The organism is Planktothrix agardhii, assembly GCF_904830935.1.
In the GTDB taxonomy this organism is placed as follows: domain Bacteria; phylum Cyanobacteriota; class Cyanobacteriia; order Cyanobacteriales; family Microcoleaceae; genus Planktothrix; species Planktothrix agardhii.
The window spans coordinates 2,564,779-2,583,893 of the sequence record NZ_LR882952.1; the positions used below are offsets into that span (position 1 = coordinate 2,564,779).

Annotated in this window: 13 protein-coding genes; 7 read left to right on the forward strand and 6 right to left on the reverse strand. The window is 42.0% G+C overall.

Features of this window, described 5'->3' with window-relative positions:
- Positions 1 to 65: 65 nt before the first annotated feature.
- Positions 66 to 1,607: a bifunctional aminoglycoside phosphotransferase/ATP-binding protein gene (locus tag NMG88_RS12015; protein WP_235751705.1), complete on the reverse strand. Its 1,542-nt coding sequence runs from the start codon at positions 1,605 to 1,607 to the stop codon at positions 66 to 68.
- 173 nt (positions 1,608 to 1,780) lie between these two features.
- On the opposite strand from NMG88_RS12015, the gene NMG88_RS12020 reads away from it, so the two are divergent.
- Positions 1,781 to 2,785 (forward strand): adenosine kinase, encoded by a 1,005-nt coding sequence (locus tag NMG88_RS12020; protein WP_254035446.1) that lies wholly within the window; start codon positions 1,781 to 1,783, stop codon positions 2,783 to 2,785.
- A gap of 232 nt (positions 2,786 to 3,017) precedes the next feature.
- On the opposite strand, the gene NMG88_RS12025 is transcribed toward NMG88_RS12020, so the two are convergent.
- From NMG88_RS12025 to NMG88_RS12045, 5 genes are all read right to left on the reverse strand, one after another.
- A complete protein-coding gene (locus NMG88_RS12025) occupies positions 3,018 to 3,602 on the reverse strand; it encodes a 50S ribosomal protein L25/general stress protein Ctc (RefSeq protein ID WP_235766352.1) in 585 nt (194 codons plus the stop codon).
- Positions 3,603 to 3,939: 337 nt separating this feature from the next.
- Positions 3,940 to 5,613: a DUF4352 domain-containing protein gene (locus tag NMG88_RS12030; RefSeq protein ID WP_235751703.1), complete on the reverse strand. Its 1,674-nt coding sequence runs from the start codon at positions 5,611 to 5,613 to the stop codon at positions 3,940 to 3,942.
- A gap of 145 nt (positions 5,614 to 5,758) precedes the next feature.
- Entirely contained in the window at positions 5,759 to 6,769 is a 1,011-nt protein-coding gene (locus tag NMG88_RS12035; protein ID WP_027254396.1) for a dihydroorotate dehydrogenase-like protein, read from the reverse strand.
- Positions 6,770 to 6,953: 184 nt separating this feature from the next.
- Positions 6,954 to 10,652, reverse strand: a complete 3,699-nt coding sequence (nifJ, locus tag NMG88_RS12040) for a pyruvate:ferredoxin (flavodoxin) oxidoreductase (protein ID WP_254035447.1) — start codon at positions 10,650 to 10,652, stop codon at positions 6,954 to 6,956.
- A gap of 369 nt (positions 10,653 to 11,021) precedes the next feature.
- Positions 11,022 to 11,255 carry a HypC/HybG/HupF family hydrogenase formation chaperone gene (locus tag NMG88_RS12045; RefSeq protein ID WP_042155050.1) on the reverse strand — a complete coding sequence of 78 codons (234 nt, stop codon included), beginning with the start codon at positions 11,253 to 11,255 and terminating at the stop codon, positions 11,022 to 11,024.
- A 397-nt stretch (positions 11,256 to 11,652) separates the two neighbouring features.
- Between NMG88_RS12045 and hoxE the strand changes: the two genes are divergently transcribed.
- The 6 genes from hoxE (at position 11,653) to NMG88_RS12075 (ending at position 19,046) form a co-directional block, all read left to right on the forward strand.
- Positions 11,653 to 12,183 (forward strand): bidirectional hydrogenase complex protein HoxE, encoded by a 531-nt coding sequence (gene hoxE, locus NMG88_RS12050; RefSeq protein ID WP_235766340.1) that lies wholly within the window; start codon positions 11,653 to 11,655, stop codon positions 12,181 to 12,183.
- Between the two features lie 280 nt (positions 12,184 to 12,463).
- Positions 12,464 to 14,080: a NuoF family protein gene (locus NMG88_RS12055; RefSeq protein WP_254035448.1), complete on the forward strand. Its 1,617-nt coding sequence runs from the start codon at positions 12,464 to 12,466 to the stop codon at positions 14,078 to 14,080.
- 111 nt (positions 14,081 to 14,191) lie between these two features.
- Positions 14,192 to 15,841 carry a hydroxylamine reductase gene (hcp, locus tag NMG88_RS12060; RefSeq protein ID WP_042155047.1) on the forward strand — a complete coding sequence of 550 codons (1,650 nt, stop codon included), beginning with the start codon at positions 14,192 to 14,194 and terminating at the stop codon, positions 15,839 to 15,841.
- 272 nt (positions 15,842 to 16,113) lie between these two features.
- On the forward strand, positions 16,114 to 16,830 hold the full coding sequence (gene hoxU, locus NMG88_RS12065; RefSeq protein WP_042155045.1) for a bidirectional hydrogenase complex protein HoxU: 717 nt from the start codon (positions 16,114 to 16,116) through the stop codon (positions 16,828 to 16,830).
- Positions 16,818 to 17,366 (forward strand): NADH-quinone oxidoreductase subunit B family protein, encoded by a 549-nt coding sequence (locus NMG88_RS12070; protein WP_042155043.1) that lies wholly within the window; start codon positions 16,818 to 16,820, stop codon positions 17,364 to 17,366. Before hoxU ends, NMG88_RS12070 begins: the two co-directional genes overlap by 13 nt.
- Positions 17,367 to 17,615: 249 nt before the next feature.
- Positions 17,616 to 19,046, forward strand: a complete 1,431-nt coding sequence (locus NMG88_RS12075) for a Ni/Fe hydrogenase subunit alpha (RefSeq protein WP_254035449.1) — start codon at positions 17,616 to 17,618, stop codon at positions 19,044 to 19,046.
- Positions 19,047 to 19,115 lie beyond the last annotated feature (69 nt).

The following is a 19,115-nucleotide window of genomic DNA, read 5'->3' on the forward strand; positions in this document are numbered from 1 at the left end:
AAACACAAAGGCACTAAGACACGAAGAAGGAGAATTGCAAGCGCAACCTCAAATAATAGATTATTTTAATATAATTTTTTCCATTGCTGATCAATATTTTGGGTCGTATCAATGGTGGTAAGATAGTTTTTTTCGGAATCTGTAAAAGGTTGAGATGTGGTACGTTGGGAGGTTAATAAATCAATAGTTGCGTCAGAAATATCCCCTTGACGTTGTTGTAAACGTTCTTGTAAAATATCCATTGGTGCTGTACATTCAATAATTTGTAGGGGTAATTGATGGGTATGACAGGTTTCTATGACTTCTCCCCGTCGTTCTTGTTGCTCATATTTGGCATCTAAAATTACCCAAAATCCTTGTTTTGCTAATAATAATCCTAATTCTAATAACCGTTTATAGATTTTTTCGGTCATCTCTGGAGTATAGATTTCTTCTCCTCCTGGTTCGTGGAGAGGAACATTTGCTAAATGTTTTCTAACTGCATCGGAACGAATATGAATAGCATTTAATTGTTTAGATAGTTGGCGGGCGGTGGTGCTTTTTCCTGACCCCGATAACCCCGACATCATCACGATTCCTCCTGAAGATTTGCGGGTATATTGCCAAGCTAATTTATAATATTGACTGGCTTCTTGTTTGGCTATTTCTTTTTGTTTTTCAGTAATAGCTGAATCATCTAATATTAAGGAATTAATTTTGGCTCTAACATAGGCTTGACGGGTTAAATAAAAGGGTAATAATTGTAATCCTTCCCAGTCTCCAGTGTTTTCAATATAAGTATTTAAAAACTTATTTCCTAAATCATTCCGTCCTCGTCCTTCTAAGTCCATAACCACAAAAGCCACATCATAAATTACATCAACAAACCGAAATTCTTGATTAAATTCAATCCGATCAAATAGTAATATTTTATCTTGATAAATACAGATATTTTTTAAATGTAAATCTCCATGACATTCTCGAATAAATCGGTTTTTAATCCGACTCTTAAAAATAGCTTCATGGGTTTCAAAAAAGCTGTCTGTATATTGTTTGGTTTGTTCATATTGTTCTTGAGTTTGACAACAACCAATATATTTTTCTGTTTTTAGATAGTTTCCATCAATAGCATGACGAATTTGAGCAATTTCTCCAAATTTTAAAATATGCTCATTGCTGGGACAATTGAGATGAAACTTAGCCACAACATTTCCTAAAGTTTCCATTTCCTGCTTAGTTAATTTATCTTGATTAAATAAATTAATAAATAAATTTTCTTGGGGGAATTGGCGCATTTTTAAGCTATATTCAATGGCATGATTTTGATTTTCCCCAAATTGAAAGCGATCGCCTATTTCTATTATTGGTAAAACCTCTAAATACAATTCCGGTGCTTGTTGCTGGTTCATTTGTAATTCTTGTTCACAAAAATATCGTCGTTTCTCTAAAGTTGAATAATCTAAAAATCCAAAGTCAACTATTTTTTTTATTTTATAAGCATATTCTCCCGTTAATAATATAAATGAAATATGAGTTTGTAAAAGTTCAATGGGTTCCTGTACCGGATGGGGATAAAAATCCGGTTCTAACATTTGTTGAATTAGCAGAGGAAGTTCAGAGTCAGTCATATTAAAAAAAGATCAAAATGAATTGAATTTTGCGAAAGAAACGGTAATCAGTTGGGTATTATTTTTATTATCTCACCGAAAAAAGCAAATTCTCATAATTTGAAAATAAAAGTTACAGAAAATTTGCTATGATCAACGATAGAATTGTTCAAACCGTTTTACAGAAATAGTCAATGACAGAACCCAAATCCTTTAATGTCTTTGGTGTTGGAAATGCCCTCCTCGATATTTTGGCATTAGTTGAGGATAATTTTATTCAAAGCCATGACCTCAACCGAGGTGCTATGACCCTGATGGATACGGTCAAACAGGGGAAATTATTGCAACAATTAGAAAACAATTCTCTAGAATTACGTTGTGGGGGCTCTGCTGCTAATACTATGATTGCGATCGCCCAAAGTGGCGGTACGGGAATTTATTCGGGTAAAGTTAGTACGGACACCAATGGCGAATTTTATCAACAGGATATGGTCGCCGCTGGAATTGGGTTTGAAATTGAACCCGCCGAGAGTAGCCAAGGGCCAACGGGAACCTGTTTAGTATTAACAACTCCCGACGCAGAACGTACTATGTGTACTAATTTGGGGGTTTCCACAACCTTATCCGTGGCGGATATTAATCTTGATCATTTAAGTCAGTGTCAATACAGTTATATTGAGGGCTATTTGTGGGATGCACCCGAACCCCGTAAGGCTAGTATTGAAACGATGGAACATTCCAAACGCCTAGGGGTAAAAGTGGCGTTTACCTTTTCCGATATGTTTTTAGTGGGACGGTTTGGGGATGATTTTCGCAGTGTTTTAACTGAATATTGTGATGTGTTGTTTTGTAATGCGGATGAGGTGCGCCACTTCTGCGGTAGCGAAGATTTAGAGGTTTGCGCCCGTCAGTTAGGAGAAAAGGTAAATTTTGTTTTTATTACTAATAGTGATAAGGGCTGTTTAGTAGTGGAAAACCAAACCCTAATTCATGTTCACGGTTTCCCGGTTAAACCCGTGGATACTGTTGGGGCGGGGGATGCTTTTGCAGGTGGGGTATTATACGGACTTACCAACGGTTTAACCACTACCCAAGCCGCCCGTTGGGGAAACTATCTCGGTTCCCAAATTGTTCAAATTCATGGCCCCCGCTTACCCGAATCTCAACGGGATAAATTAAAGGAAATTATTAATGCGTGAAGTTTGACCTTTGAGGGTAAGAAAACCGAATAAAACCAAAAGTCTCTTGATATGCTCTAAAGCCATAGATCCCCCCTAACCCCCCTTAACAAGGGGGGAACCGGATTTCTAATAAGTCCCCCTTGTTAAGGGGGATTTAGGGGGATCTAATCTTAGCTGTAATCACTGGTTTTCGGCGACCATTGACACCAAGGTCGAAAACCTCGTCCGGTGCTCCCCCTACTCCCTAAAATTAAGCTTCGGCGTCGCCTTCCTCACCCCGCTCAGGATGAATAATACTAACAACCACTTGTTCGCCATCACCGGTGGGTTTAACTCCATCAGGTAATGTGAGTTCTCTAATGTGTAGGGCTTGACCTTGATGTAATTCTGTGACATCGACATCAATACGGGTCGGAATATTACCCGGTTCGCACTCAATTTCCAATTCAGAGAGGACGACATCTAACAGACCGCCTTCCATTTTGACCCCGACGGGTTCGCCGACGAAATGCAGACGAACAGAAACGGTTAAACTGTCTTGTTGAGCCACGGAAAAGAAGCTCAGGTGATAGGGAAATCCCTTCCAAGAATGTTTTTGCACTTCTCTGAGTAGGGTTTTACCACTCCAAGAGATATCAGGAATATTCAGTTGAATTAGAGCCTGGTTAACAACGTTCTTTTTGAGTAGGTTTTCTACGGTTTTCGCCGGAATGGTAATGCTAATGGATTCTGCCCCTTGATGGCCATACAGCACCGCCGGAATTAATCCTTGACGACGCAAAGCATTGGGTTTAGAGCCTTCTGGTCGTTTTTGACCTTCAATCGTAATTTCCATGAGGTTTCTTTTACTTAGGGTAAAACGCTTAAAAATTTTTAGCCAAACTATCATTATACCAAAATCTAGCCAAATCGCCATAAAAAATCAGCCAGTGTTTAATTGATTTCTAGGCTTTACCAGGGAATAGCCAATTATCGCTGATCCGTCACTCTAACCCTTGAAGGGAAAACCTTGATTTTTATTGGTCTGAAAGGGTTTAACTTCGTTGAAATACCCCAAAATGACAAAAGAGGGGTAAATCTAGGCGAGGCGTGCGACTTTCAGCGCACCCCAGTTTCCAATACTTATCAACAAATTTCATAACATATCAAAAACTCCACAATTTTTTTAACTACTAAGTAGCCAATGATAAAGGTAGAATGGTAGACTTGCCAAATATTCCACTAGGAATTTGCAATTTTAAATCTTTTGATGTTAGAGGAACTTCAAATATAATAGTTATCCTTTTTTGTAATCCTGGTTGAATCTCTGTTAGAATAAATTCTGCTGTTTCATCCCCTGACATAGTTAAAGCTGTTCCTGCTTCTGAAGACGTGCTAAATTGACGATCTTCATGATCAATTAAAGTTATCATTGAAGCTGATATAGTCCGAGTTTTTTTACTATCATTACGAACTATTAAGCGAATAATTATAAACTCTCCACCAGCACTATTATGATTGCCTAATACCCCAGAAATAGTTCGTTTTTTTTCAACCTGATCAACAATATGAATAGTTTCATCAACTAAAGCTGCTGCAACTAGCTTACCTTTATACTGAACTCTGACTAAATTGGGAAGTTGTGCAATTAATTTTTCTTTTTCCGCTTCTTTTTCTTTTTTAAGCCTTTCGTTTTGAATTTCTTGCTGTTTTCTTAATTCTTTTTCCCTTTGTTGTTCTAATTTTAACTGTTCTAATTTTAGTTGTTCTTCCTTTTCTTTTTCAAGATTTCTCTGCATTAAATCGGCTTCATACTCAGCAATTTTAACTTGAGATTCTGCATAAGATTGTGTTCCTTCCGGTACTTGCCTTAAAGACATTAAAGCTGGAGATAGCATTCCTGTTTCTCCTAATTTTAATCCAGCCTGTAAGAACTGATGGGCTATTTGTTCTTGTTGTTCTTTTTCTTTTACTTCTCTTTCAGCTTGCTTTTGTTTCAGAGCTTCTCCAAATTCATTAATTTTTTGTTGAGCTTCCTCATAAGCTTGTGTTCCTTCCGGTACTTGCCTTAAAGACATTAAAGCTGGAGATAGCATTCCTGTTTCTCCTAATTTTAATCCAGCCTGTAAAAACTGATGGGCTCTTTGTTCTTGTTGTTCTTTTTCTTTCTGTTTCAGAGCTTCTCCGAATTCATTAATTTTTTGTTGAGCTTCATCGCAAGCTTCTGAATTAGCTTGAATTGTCTTTAATCGAGATATAGCAGAATTAAAATTACCAGCACTTCCTTCTTCTGCTGCTTTCCAAAGTATCTGTCTGTCTAACTTATTTTGATATTCAGTTAGTTTATTTTGGATATCTTGATTAGATTGACAACCAGGTAATACTGATACAGTTTTTAGTTCTTTGATTGCAGCTTCAAAGTTATCAATGGAAGCATGGTTTAAAGCTCTTTCAAGAGATTCATTAATTAAAGGATTTTCAAATTCCTTAACTTTTTGAGCTATACCTAAAGCTTTAGAACGATTATATTGATCAATTTTATCCATTATAGATAAACATTCAATTAAAGCTGCTATAACTGGAATGATTGTTAAAGATTCATCAATGGCTGTAGTAATCATTACTACTACTGTATAAACTGCTCCTATAGCATAATCACCTAAATAGTAGCGATGAGCGCCTAGAAAACCGAATATTACACCTAATGTAAATCCTACTCTTTTGCGTTTTCTTACCTTTTTGATTGATTTTTGAAACATGAGCCTTTGAGGTTCATTCATTTCTTGAATTAACTCAAATTCCCCTAAATTATCTGGTGAATTAAACTGACGAATTAGAGATTTTATCTTATGATTAACAAATTCCATAGTTTTACCCTAACAATGAAATAATTTAGATATTAAGCGAGTTCTAGGATTATTTTACCTAGTCATAAAATATAATATCATTAGCGAACTCAAAAAGCAAGGAATAAAACTCCTCCCCTGGGTAAGGGGAGGACTAGGGTGGGGTCTAAACTAAACTATGATCGGGTTGATAGGATGTAATTGTCTTCATATATTGGGCGCGTTCATAAGCTGATTTATCCTCACAATGGAGTTGGGACATAGAACCCTGCATTTGTTTAACAGAATCATATTCGTGTTCTTCCATCCAGTGTTTCATATCCTCCTCCATGACTTTAATATAATTAAAACCATGACGTAATAAGGTAGAACAAACCTGGGTAATTTTTGCCCCCGCCATTAATACTTTAATTGCATCATGACCCCGTTGAACCCCACTGGTACAGGCTAAATCCGCATTAATTCGACCATATAAAATAGCAATCCAACGCATAGGTAAACGCAGGTCATGGGGACTACTTAAAATCGTTCCCGGTTCCACAATTAATTCCTCGGGGTTAATATCCGGTTGCAGAAAACGATTAAATAATACTAAACCATCGGCCCCCGCATCACAACATTGTTTAGCCATATTCGCCATATTGCTGAAATAGGGACTCAGTTTTAAAGCCAGAGGAATAGTAACTTCTGCCTTAACATCTCTAATGGTATTAAGATAGTTTTGTTCGATTTGTTCTCCTGTTAAATTAATGTCCGTTGGTACATAATAAATATTCAATTCAATCGCATTCGCCCCCGCCTGTTGCATCAGTTGAGCATATTCCACCCAACCCCCAGGAGAAAAACCATTTAAACTAGCAATAATCGGGATATTTGTTGATTCTCTAGCCTGACGAATATGTTCTAAATAAAGTTCTGGCCCAACGTGGTATTCATCAGGTTCAGGAAAATAACTTAAAGCCTCCGCAAAGCTATTTGTTCCGTATTCTAAATGATGATGCAGTTCAAATTTATCCCGTAGTAATTGTTCCTCAAATAAGGAATGTAAAACCACCGCCGCCGCCCCCGCATCTTCTAAACGTTTAATATTATCAATATCTTCAGATAACGGTGCAGCAGCAGAAGGAACAATCGGAGTTCGTAAATTTAATCCTAGATAAGTTGTGGTTAAATCCATTGTTTTTAGTCCTAGGTTTTAGATGATTAATAATGATTGGTTTTGCGAGGAGATCAGACCCCCTAAATCCCCCTTAGTAAGGGGGACTTTGATTTTCCGGTTCCCCCCTCAAAAAAAGGGACTTTGAACATCCGGTTCCCCCCTTGGGGGGCTAGGGGGGTCTAGGGGGCAGGTTAAGAAGGATTTATACAGGTGTAGTTTCTGGGGGTTTACCTTCCGAAATTGGGGCTGATTTCCCTTCAGAATGACCGTTATTACCCTTAGTTTCTAATGGACGAGCGGCCATATATTCATACATTTTCCAACGGGTACTGACGTCTTCTTGGGCTTCTTTTAACAACCGTTTGGCATCAGCAGGTTTGCTCTTGGTCAACATTTTGAAACGGTTTTCCGCATACATAGACGCCTCAACGGTTTTCTTAGGTGATTTAGAATCCAAAATTAACGGGTTTTTGCCTGCTTCTTTCAAGTCTGGGTTATACCGATACAGTAACCAACGGCCACTTTCCACCAGATCTTTTTGATGGGTCATAGCCGTTGTCATATTAATCCCGTGAGCAATACAGTGGGAATAGGCAATAATAATTGATGGCCCGTCGTAGGCTTCCGCTTCCAAGAACGCTTTCAGGGTGTGTTCATCCTTGGCCCCCATCGCCACACTCGCCACATAAACGTTACCGTAGGTCATGGCAATGAGGCCGAGGTCTTTCTTAGCCGAGGGTTTACCACCAGCCGCAAACTTAGCAACGGCGCCGCGGGGGGTAGCTTTAGAAGACTGACCCCCGGTGTTGGAATAAACTTCCGTATCCAAAACCAAAATATTAACGTTACGGCCACTGGCAATGACGTGATCTAAGCCACCGTAACCAATATCATAGGCCCAACCATCTCCCCCAATAATCCAAACGGATTTTTTCACTAAATAGTCGGCCAAACTAAGTAACTGTTGGGCGTCAGGGGAATTGAGTCCTTGAAGTTTTTCTTTGAGTTGGACAACCCGTTGCCGTTGTTCCCAAATATCGGCCTCGGATTTTTGGGCGTTATCGGTAATTTGGGTAACTAAATTATCCCCAACCTCACCGCCGAGTTTGTGTAACAATTCCAGAGCAAACCCAGCGTGTTTGTCAATGGACATTCGGAACCCTAAACCAAATTCGGCGTTATCTTCAAATAAGCTATTAGACCAAGCCGGGCCGCGACCGTCGGCGTTTGTTGTCCAGGGGGTTGTGGGTAAGTTCCCGCTATAAATAGAGGAACATCCGGTGGCGTTGGCCACGATCATCCGATCGCCAAATAACTGCGTAACCAACTTGATATAGGGAGTTTCGCCACATCCACCACAGGCGCCGGAGAACTCAAATAACGGCTCTTGCCATTGTTGTTGACGGATCAAATCTGGCCGTAATTTTAACCGATCAGGGTTGGGAATACCCAGGAAAAAGTCCCAATTCGTAGCTTCTTGTTCCCGCAGGGGTAACTGGGGTTCCATGTTGATCGCTTTTCTCGAAGGCATGGATTTATTTTTGGCCGGGCAAACATCCACACAGATGCCACATCCGGTACAGTCTTCGGGAGCGACTTGGATGGTGAATTTTTCTCCGGTAAAGGCTTTATCCTTAACGTTGGTAAATTTGAAACTGGCGGGGGCGTTTTCCAGGGCAGCCTCATCGTAGGCTTTACCCCGAATTGTGGCATGGGGACAAACCATCACACATTTGCCACACTGGATACAGACATCCGCATCCCAAACCGGGATATCCTGGGCGACGTTGCGTTTTTCCCATTTAGAGGTTCCGGTGGGATAAGTACCATCACAGGGCAGTTTGCTAACGGGCAAATCATCCCCCCGTCCGGCGATCATCATGCCTTCAACTTCTTTAACAAAGGTAGGGGCTCCGACGGCTACGGGTTCGGCTCGCCGTAGGGCGCTGTTGGCCTGGGCAACGTTGACTTCATAAAGGTGTTCTAGGGTCTCATCAACGGCCTTTAAGTTTAAGCGAACAATTTCTGCTCCTTTCTTACCATAGGTTTTTTCGATCGCTTTTTTGATTTGGGCGATCGCTTCTTCCCTTGGCAATACTTTCGCTAAGGCAAAGAAACACACCTGCATAATAGTATTGATGCGGTTTCCCATCCCCGTATCACGGGCAACTTTATTGGCATCAATAACATAGAATTTCAGATTTTTTCTAACAATATCTTCTTGAATTTCTAAGGGCAGATATTCCCAAACTTGATCGGGGCCGTAGGGACTATTTAAGAGGAAAGTTGAACCTTCCATCGCACATTGGAGAACGTCTAATCTTTCGATAAACGTCCATTGATGGCAACCGATAAAATTCGCCTTACTAATTAAATAAATCGACCGGATCGGTTGCGGCCCAAAACGCAAGTGAGATACGGTAACAGCCCCAGATTTTTTGGAGTCATAAACAAAATATCCTTGGGCATAATTATCGGTTTCTTCCCCAATAATTTTAATCGAGTTTTTATTAGCACCAACGGTACCATCTGCACCTAACCCATAGAACATCGCCCGTACCACGTTATCGGGTTCGGTGGAGAAGTTGGGATCGTATTCTAAAGATGTGTGGCTGACATCATCATTAATACCGATGGTAAAGTGATTTTTGGGTTTAACCCCCCCTTGATAAGTAACCCCCTCTTGATCCCCCCCTTGGTAAGGGGGGGTTGGGGGGGTAATATTCTCAAAAACACTCTTAACCATTGCCGGATTAAATTCTTTAGAAGATAACCCATAACGTCCCCCTACCAATGCTTTAAGGTTTTTAATCTTAGCTTTAAGGGTATCGTTATCTCCTAACATCACTTCCTGAACGGCCGTCACCACATCCAAATAGAGGGGTTCCCCACTAGAACCGGGTTCTTTTGTCCGATCTAAAACCGCGATCGCTTTGACAGTTTCCGGCAGTGCCGCAATTAATTGTTCCCCATCCCAAGGACGATATAATCGAACTTTTAATACCCCTAATTTTTCCCCTTGGGCATTCAAATAATCCACGGTTTCATGGACGGTTTCACAACCGGAACCCATGAGAATAATTACCCGTTCGGCATCGGGGGCGCCGTGATATTCAAATAGTTTATAATTGCGTCCCGTCAACTGCCCCAATTTATCCATTGCCCGTTGTACAATTTCGGGGGTTTGATCATAAAAAATATTAACGGTTTCTCGGCCTTGGAAATAAACATCGGGGTTTTGAGCCGTTCCTCGCAGGACAGGACGGTCAGGTGTTAAAGCGCGGTTGCGATGTTCATAAACGTATTTATCATCGATTAATTCTCGGATATCACTATCCTCTAATAGTTCAATTTTTTGGACTTCATGGGAGGTACGAAATCCGTCAAAAAAGTGAATAAAAGGAATTCGTGATTCTAGGGTGGATGCCTGGGCAATTAAGGCCATATCCTGGGCTTCCTGCACCGAGGCGGAACACAACAGGGCGAACCCCGTGGCCCTAGCTGCCATCACATCACTATGGTCGCCGAAAATAGATAACCCTTGGGCGGCTAAGGAACGGGCGGCCACTTGGATCACGGCACAGGTTAACTCTCCCGCGATTTTGTAGAGGTTGGGGAGCATTAACATTAACCCTTGGGATGCGGTGAAGGTGGTTGTCAGGGAACCCGCTTGTAAAGCCCCGTGTACGGCCCCAGCCGCCCCGCCTTCGCTTTGCATTTCTACCACGGCCGGAACCGTCCCCCAGAGGTTTTTATCCCCCACGGAGGCCCAAGCATCAGCCCATTCTCCCATGGGTGAGGACGGGGTGATCGGATAAATGGCGATAACTTCACTCAAACGATAAGCAACACGAGCAACGGCTTCGTTACCATCTAGGGTTGCATAATTTTTTGTATTCATTCTTGAAATTCCTCTCTTTAATAAAAACTTGATGCGATGGCGTAGCCGCCACTTTGTGGCATCGCCCGCTTTCCTACAGAATTCTTTTGGCAATTTACGCGCCTGAATTCATACTTGGTGATGTTTAGTTGGAATTTACGATCATTGTAATTCTGTAGTTAAACAGACGGAATTTTCCTTAACAATTAATTCAGCTTTCCCTAATAATCTCCGTCGTTGTTTAATTGAGGGTTTTCCATAGGTAAATCCTGATCGAGATTAAAACATCCTTAAATTTTGATTAAGAATTTTTGAGGTCTACTTTCCCTGAGTTACTGCTTTAGATCATCTAATAAAAATGGGGAAAAGTGGATCATTGCTTAACGTTTTTTAACTTATTGTCATCATTTGTTGTAAGTCCGTTAAGGTTTGTTGGGCTGCTTGTTCATCCACAATACTCAAAGCAAAACCGACATGAACAATCACATAGTCACCCACTTGAACCTCTGGAACATAGGCTAAGTTGACTTCCTTGACCATGCCACCAAAGCTGACTTTGCCAACTTTTTCCAAGGGATCATCCCCGGAAATACTCAATAATTGACCTGGAATTGCTAAACACATCGGCTGCACCTAAAAATGTTACGTTTCTTGAAGCAAGGAGGGAAAACTGATGAAAAATCCAGACCATTTCTTGTGGTAGGGATTGTCCCAGTATTTCAGTCCGATCAATACCACATCCATTATTAACCTAGACCGATTAATTCTTTTCTTTATTTTAATACTTTTTTCCATAAATTAGCAGTAGACTTACAACTTAGGAGAGAAGTTGGAACCCAACCCAAAATCATCGATATAAACAACGGTTGTGTTGTTTATCCTAGTCTATAATCCTTGAGTCCCCAAAGGTTCATGATTAAATTTGTGACCCTTTTGTGGTGAACTGAACCCAACTTGTCTAAAGGTATATTTGATTACAAAATGAGTGTCAAAATCCACATCATTAGTAGAGAACAGAACTATGCAATCTTCTACGGTAACTACTGGAAAAACTGATAAACCCAAAGCTGAAGCCACAAAAGGAGGCGATAAACGGTTTAAAGTCCTGGATATGACCATGAAGCGCAACCAATATCGTCAGGACGCCTTAATTGAGGTGCTACATAAAGCCCAAGAATCCTTTGGCTTTTTAGAAGAAGATGTTCTAATTTATGTGGCCAGAAATCTGAAACTTCCCCTCAGTTATGTCTATGGAGTCGCCACCTTCTATCATTTATTCTCCCTCAAACCCAATGGCGCCCATACCTGTGTAGTTTGTTTAGGAACAGCTTGTTACGTTAAGGGGGGCGGGGATGTCTTAACCGCCTTAGAAGCCCGAACCGGAATTAAAGCCGGGGAAACCACCGCCGATGGTCAAATTTCGATTATGACCGCCCGTTGTATTGGAGCCTGTGGTATTGCTCCGGCCGTTGTCTTTGATGGCAAAGTAGCCGCCCAACAGACCCCGGAAATGGCCTGCGATCGCATGGCGGCATGGGAGCAGGGGGAGTAAGAGAGTAGGGGGGCCGGGGAGCCGGGGGGAGTAGGGAAGTGCGAGCGTCCTCGCTCGCTGACCTTAACCAAAAGTTAGCAAGTCTGACCTTAACCAAAAGTTAGCAAGTCTGACCTTAACCAAAAGTTAGCAAGTCTGACCTTAACCAAAAGTTAGTAAATGCCAGCCTGACCTTACCCCAATATTTTACGAGTTAGCGAGCGAGGACGCTCGCACTGCTGATTGATAACTGATTTGTCTTGATACTTGCCTGTTGCCTTTATAGAGGAAAACAAAAATTATGGAATATAGCGAATTATTAGAATTAGCCGAGAAGGAACAAAAATCCCAAAAACCGATCCGGGTGCATTGTTGTACCTCAACCGGATGTGTGGCTTCAAATTCCTTGGGTGTCAAAGACCAAATGGATGCAGCCGTGAAAGCCGCCGGACTTGAGGAAAGAGTGCAAGTAGTCGGGGTCGGTTGTATGGGATTTTGTGGCCGGGGGCCAATAGTAGAAGTCGAACCCGCCGGACTCCAATACGAGAGAGTGACGCCCGAAGAAGCCCCCTCTATTATTGAAGCCCTGAATGGGGGAGAGGCTAAACCCGTCCAAGGCGATCGCAACCATCCCTTTTTTAGTGGCCAACTGCTAATTGTTCGAGAAAATAGCGGTAAAATTGACCCGGAAAAAATTGGTGAATATATCGCCGTGGGTGGATACCAAGCCCTGCATCATGCCGTTTATGAAATGAGTCCGGCCGATGTGGTAGCCGAAATTACTAAATCCGGGCTCCGGGGTCGAGGCGGGGCGGGATATCCTACGGGATTAAAATGGGCCACCGTTGCTAAAATGCCCCCCGGACAGAAATATGTGATCTGTAACGCCGATGAAGGAGATCCCGGCGCCTTTATGGATCGGAGTGTGTTGGAAAGTGACCCCCATCGGATCTTAGAAGGAATGGCGATCGCTGGATATGCTGTTGGTGCGACCCAGGGCTATATTTATGTCCGGGCCGAATATCCCCTGGCCATCTCCCGTCTACAAAAAGCCATTCAACAGGCCAAACGCCAAGGGATTTTAGGGAGTCAAGTCTTTGGGTCGGGAATAGATTTCCGTGTTGATATCCGGGTCGGGGCGGGAGCCTTTGTCTGTGGGGAAGAAACCGCCCTAATTGCCTCCATTGATGGGGGACGCGGCACTCCTCGCCCTCGCCCTCCCTATCCCGCCGTTTCCGGGTTATGGGGGGAGCCCACCTTAATTAATAACGTCGAAACCTTGGCCAATATTGCCCCAATTATTAAAAAAGGTAGCGACTGGTTTTCCAGTATCGGCACAGAAAAAAGCAAGGGGACTAAAATTTTCTCCCTCACGGGCAAAATTCGGAATACCGGTTTAATTGAAGTCCCCATGGGAATTAGTTTACGGACAATTATCGAGGACATGGGGGGCGGTATTCCCGGCGGCGTGAAAGTTAAAGCCGTGCAAACTGGAGGGCCATCGGGAGGTTGTATTCCCGCAGAACATTTGGATACCCCGGTAGATTACGAATCCTTAGCCCAATTAGGATCTATGATGGGGTCAGGGGGTATGGTGGTACTGGACGAAAACACCAGTATGGTGCAAGTTGCCCAATTCTATATGGAATTCTGTCGGGGGGAAACCTGCGGAAAATGTGTTCCCTGCCGCACTGGGACGGTTCAACTGTATCAAATGTTAACCAAAATTCTCAATAAACAAGCTACTACCGCAGATATTGAGAAAATGAAACTGTTGTCGGAAATGGTCAAAGCCACCAGTTTATGCGGACTCGGACAAACAGCCCCTAACCCGGTCTTGAGTACGTTGCGTTATTTTCCAGAGGAATATCAGGCATTATTGCAACCAGAAGAAAGCGGACGGGTTTCGGGGCTTTAATATTCCTAAAAATGGGATGGTTTATATCTGCAATGGGTGACTATTTATTGGTATCAACAAAGATAAAATTCACCCATTGTATCCAATACTTTCAAGTAAGGATAATAAAAAATGTTTTGCGAACAATGTGAACAAACCGCCAGTGGAAATGGCTGTCATCAATGGGGGGCTTGTGGTAAAAGTCCAGAGGTTAATTCAATCCAAGATTTATTAGTCTATTGCTTACGCAGTATTGCCCCCATTGCTTTAAAAGCTTATGAGTTAGGTATTCCTAATCGAGAAATTGATCGTTTTACCTGTGAAGCGATGTTTTCAACGATGACGAATGTTAACTTTAGTACGAAGCGATTTGCTGATTCTACCCAACAGGTTTTACAATTGCGAAAAACCTTAAAACAAGCGGTGGAAAGTAAAAGTCCCACCCCCATTTCCTGGCCAGAAATTTGTAATTATCAGCCCGATTTTGAGGAAAATTTATCTGAACAAGGACAAAATTTTGCCTTGGATTTAATTCAAAAAGCTAATGGGAATATTGATATTTATTCCTTGCAATTAACCACAATTTATGGCATTAAAGGATTAGCTTCCTACGCCTTCCACGCCTACGAACTGGGTCAGGAAGATGAGAAGATTTATCAGTTTATCTATGAAGCCTTAATTGCTTTAGATCGGCAGGATTTAGACTTAAATGCCTGGGTGGGTTTAGCCTTAAAAGTCGGAGAAATGAACCTCCGGGCAATGGAATTATTAGATGCCGGACATACCGGACATTATGGACATCCCACCCCCACAAGTGTTCCCTTAAATCATCGTCAAGGTAAGGCTATTTTAGTCTCTGGACATGATATTAAACAGTTAGAAGCCCTGTTAAAACAAACCGTAGATACGGGGATTACGGTTTATACCCACGGGGAATTATTACCCGCCCATGGTTATCCGATTTTAAAACAAAATTATCCCCATTTATTCGGACATTTTGGCACAGCATGGCAGAATCAAACCAAAGATTTTGCTAAGTTTCCTGGGGCGATTGTGGTGACAACAAATTGTTTAATGCCGCCCCATGAAACCTATGATCAAAAACTGTTTACTCTTGGGCCCGTGGGCTATCCTGGGTTAGGCTATTTACCCTCCGATGCTGATGGTATTCCTGACTTTACTCCAGTGATTCAAGAAGCGCTAGAACTCCCCGGCTTTTTGGATGATGAAACCCTCCGGGAAGTGAAAACCGGATTTGCCCATAATGCAGTTTTAAGTGTAGCTGATCACGTCGTTGAAGCGGTTAAAGCCGGGAAAATTCGTCACTTCTTTTTAGTCGGCGGTTGTGATGGGGCCAAACCCGGACGGAGTTACTATACAGAATTTGTGGAAAAAGTTCCCCAAGATTGTGTTGTCCTCACCTTAGCTTGTGGAAAATTCCGCTTTTTTGATAAAGAATTAGGTGAAATTGGTAACATTCCTCGATTGATGGATGTGGGACAATGTAATGATGCTTATTCTGCCATCCAAATTGCTTTAGGATTAGCTAAAGCTTTTGATATTGGTGTTAATGAATTACCCCTATCCATGATTTTGTCATGGTATGAACAAAAAGCCGTGGCGGTGTTATTAACCCTGTTATATTTGGGGATTCAAGACATTCGTTTAGGCCCGACATTACCCGCTTTTATTTCTCCGAATGTGTTCCAATTACTATCGGACACCTATCATCTGAAAGCGATTTCTACCCCCGATGAAGATTTAGCCGCTTGTTTAGCCTAGGGTTAATTTCATGGGTGTCAAAGACAGCCGAAAAAATCTGATTGTAGCCGAATCAGATCCCCCTAAATCCCCCATCCCCCCTGCCCCCGCGCGCGGGGGGTAAAGGGGGACTTTGAAATCAATCCTGGCCTTATTAAGGGGGGTTAGGGGGGTCAAACCCTATACAAAATCATGTAAAAATTATTAGGAAAAACTGCTATAATGAAACCAGATACATCTTAAAGTTAAAGGATTAAATTTGATATTTAAACCTGAGAGGAGATGAAAAAATTATGTCCGTAAAAACCCTAAAAATAGATGGAATTGATGTTGCTGCTGAAGAAGGAACATCTGTACTCAAAGCCGCCGAAGAAGCCGGGGTCAAAATTCCCAAACTCTGTCATTTAGACGGGGTTTCTGATGTGGGGGCTTGTCGGTTATGCCTAGTAGAAATTAAAGGAATTAATCGTTTATTACCAGCTTGTGTAACCGAAGTTGCAGAAGGTATGGAAGTCTGTACCCAAACCCCCCAACTGCAAGAATATCGACGCATGACCGTGGAGTTATTATTCGCAGAAGGAAATCATGTTTGCGCCATCTGTGTTGCTAATGGTAACTGCGAATTACAGGACGTTGCGATTGAAGTGGGCATGGATCATAGCCGTTTTCCCTATCGCTTTCCTGACCGGGAAGTAGACATTTCTCATAGTAAATTCGGCATCGATCATAACCGTTGTATTATGTGTACTCGGTGTGTGAGAGTTTGTGCTGAAATTGAAGGAGCCCACGTCTGGGATGTCGGCTATCGGGGAGCCGCAGCTAAAATTATTAGTGGTTTAAATCAACCCTGGGGGGATGTGGATGCTTGTACCTCCTGTGGTAAATGTGTCGATGCTTGTCCCACGGGTTCAATCTTTAAAAAAGGTACCACTACGGCGGAAATGCAACGGGATAGTGAAAAACTAGAATTCTTAGCAGATGCAAGAGGGAAACATCAATGGACAAGATAAAATTTGCTACGGTTTGGTTGGCGGGTTGTTCCGGTTGCCATATGTCGTTTTTAGACTTAGATGAATGGCTGTTTGATCTCGCGGAAAAAGTTGATGTTGTCTTTAGTCCGGTGGGTTGTGACTTAAAAGAATATCCTGAAAATGTGGATGTTTGTTTGGTGGAAGGAGCCGTGGCTAATGAAGAAAATTTAGAGTTATTATATCAAGTTAGAAAACGGACTAAACTCTTAATTTCCTTTGGAGATTGTGCGGTCACGGCTAACGTTCCGGCGATGAGAAATATGTTAGGTAGTACGGAACCTGTATTAAAACGCTGTTATTTGGAACTGAGTGATATCGGGGCGCAATTGCCGAATGAACCGGGTATTGTGCCTGAACTGTTAGAGCGAGTTCGTCCAATTCATGAATTAGTTGATATTGACATCTTTTTACCCGGATGTCCTCCTTCTGCGGATAGAATTAAAGCCGCGATCGCTCCTTTATTAGAAGGGAAAATGCCTGTAATGGAAGGACGGGAAATGATCAAATTTGGTTAACCGTTGTTGCGCTGTTGTTGCGCCGTTGTTGCGCTTCAGCGCACCCAAGGATATAAATTATAACCCTTAATTTTTATCCTCAAATCTAATTAGTAAAGATGCGCTTAGTTGTTGCGCTTCAGCGTACCCCAAGGATATAAATTATAACCCTTAATTTTTATCCTCAAATCTAATTAATAAAGATGCGCTTAATCGCAACAACGGGGTAGAAAAGTTCAAGCTAAATAACAAACTACAGAGGTTAAAAATATGTCTAAAACCGTTATTATTGATCCAGTGACTCGGATCGAAGGTCATGCTAAAATATCTGTCTATTTAGATGATGCGGGAGAAGTAGAAAATGCCCGGTTTCACGTCGTAGAATTTCGCGGTTTTGAAAAATTCTGCGAAGGACGACCGATGTTTGAAATGGCTGGAATTACCGCTAGAATTTGCGGAATTTGTCCCGTTAGTCACCTGTTAGCTTCTGCTAAAACTGGCGATAAAATCCTCGCTGTGCAAGTACCTCCAGCCGGGGAAAAACTGCGGCGGATGATGAATTTAGCACAACTTACTCAGTCCCATGCTTTAAGTTTTTTCCACCTCAGTAGTCCTGATTTTCTATTAGGTTGGGATAGTGATCCAGCTAAACGAAATGTGTTTGGTTTAATGGCGGCTGATCCTGATTTAGCTCGGGCAGGAATTCGCTTGCGTCAGTTCGGACAAACGGTAATTGAACTATTAGGCGCCAGAAAAATTCATGCGGCTTGGGCGGTTCCGGGTGGCGTGCGTTCTCCCCTTTCCGATGAAGGGCGAGAATGGATTATTGATCGCTTACCTGAAGCTCGACAAACCACCGAATTAGCTATTAGTATCTTTAAGCGTTTATTAGATACGGAATTAAAAACCGAAATTGATGTTTTTGGCAAATTCCCCTCATTATTTATGGGGTTAGTTGCCCCCGATGGTACTTGGGAACACTACGGCGGACACCTGAGATTTATTGATAGTAATGGGGAAATTGTCGCCGATGGTTTGAGTGAAGATAACTATCAAGATTTCCTCGGAGAAGCCGTTGAAAATTGGTCTTATTTGAAGTTTCCCTATTACAAACCCCTGGGATATCCCGATGGTATTTATCGCGTTGGGCCCTTAGCAAGATTGAATGTTTGTGACTGTATTGGTACCGAAGATGCAGACCGAGAATTAATTGAATTTCGGCATCGGGCGGGGGGACGGGTAGCTACTTCTTCCTTCTTCTATCATTATGCTCGTTTAGTGGAAATTCTCGCTTGTATTGAAGCCATTGAACAGTTAGTTGATGACCCTGATATTATCTCAAAACGGGTGCGTTCAGAGGCGGGGATTAACTGTTTAGAAGGAGTGGGAGTTAGTGAAGCTCCACGCGGCACTTTATTCCATCATTATCAAGTAGATGAAAACGGATTAATTAAGAAAGTTAACTTAATTATTGCCACCGGACAAAACAATTTAGCCATGAATAAAACCGTGACTCAAATTGCCCAACATTATATTCATGGAAATGAGATTCCAGAGGGAATGTTAAACCGAGTCGAAGCCGGAATTCGGGCTTATGATCCTTGTTTAAGTTGTTCCACCCACGCCGTCGGACAAATGCCTTTGCACATCCAATTAATTCAAAAGGATGGAACAGTAATTAAAGAAAAATACCGCCATTAACCCCACCGTTGTTGCGCTTAAGCGCAATCTTAATGGCTAAAGCCCAACAACATTTTTCAATCCCGTTGT

What these genes read in the sequence shown, in the direction of transcription:
- NMG88_RS12015 (WP_235751705.1), bottom strand. Translation starts at nt 1,607, where the DNA reads ATGACTGACTCTGAACTTCCTCTGCTAATTCAACAAATGTTAGAACCG.
- NMG88_RS12020 (WP_254035446.1), top strand. Translation starts at nt 1,781, where the DNA reads ATGACAGAACCCAAATCCTTTAATGTCTTTGGTGTTGGAAATGCCCTC.
- NMG88_RS12025 (WP_235766352.1), bottom strand. Translation starts at nt 3,602, where the DNA reads ATGGAAATTACGATTGAAGGTCAAAAACGACCAGAAGGCTCTAAACCC.
- NMG88_RS12030 (WP_235751703.1), bottom strand. Translation starts at nt 5,613, where the DNA reads ATGGAATTTGTTAATCATAAGATAAAATCTCTAATTCGTCAGTTTAAT.
- NMG88_RS12035 (WP_027254396.1), bottom strand. Translation starts at nt 6,769, where the DNA reads ATGGATTTAACCACAACTTATCTAGGATTAAATTTACGAACTCCGATT.
- nifJ (WP_254035447.1), bottom strand. Translation starts at nt 10,652, where the DNA reads ATGAATACAAAAAATTATGCAACCCTAGATGGTAACGAAGCCGTTGCT.
- NMG88_RS12045 (WP_042155050.1), bottom strand. Translation starts at nt 11,255, where the DNA reads ATGTGTTTAGCAATTCCAGGTCAATTATTGAGTATTTCCGGGGATGAT.
- hoxE (WP_235766340.1), top strand. Translation starts at nt 11,653, where the DNA reads ATGCAATCTTCTACGGTAACTACTGGAAAAACTGATAAACCCAAAGCT.
- NMG88_RS12055 (WP_254035448.1), top strand. Translation starts at nt 12,464, where the DNA reads ATGGAATATAGCGAATTATTAGAATTAGCCGAGAAGGAACAAAAATCC.
- hcp (WP_042155047.1), top strand. Translation starts at nt 14,192, where the DNA reads ATGTTTTGCGAACAATGTGAACAAACCGCCAGTGGAAATGGCTGTCAT.
- hoxU (WP_042155045.1), top strand. Translation starts at nt 16,114, where the DNA reads ATGTCCGTAAAAACCCTAAAAATAGATGGAATTGATGTTGCTGCTGAA.
- NMG88_RS12070 (WP_042155043.1), top strand. Translation starts at nt 16,818, where the DNA reads ATGGACAAGATAAAATTTGCTACGGTTTGGTTGGCGGGTTGTTCCGGT.
- NMG88_RS12075 (WP_254035449.1), top strand. Translation starts at nt 17,616, where the DNA reads ATGTCTAAAACCGTTATTATTGATCCAGTGACTCGGATCGAAGGTCAT.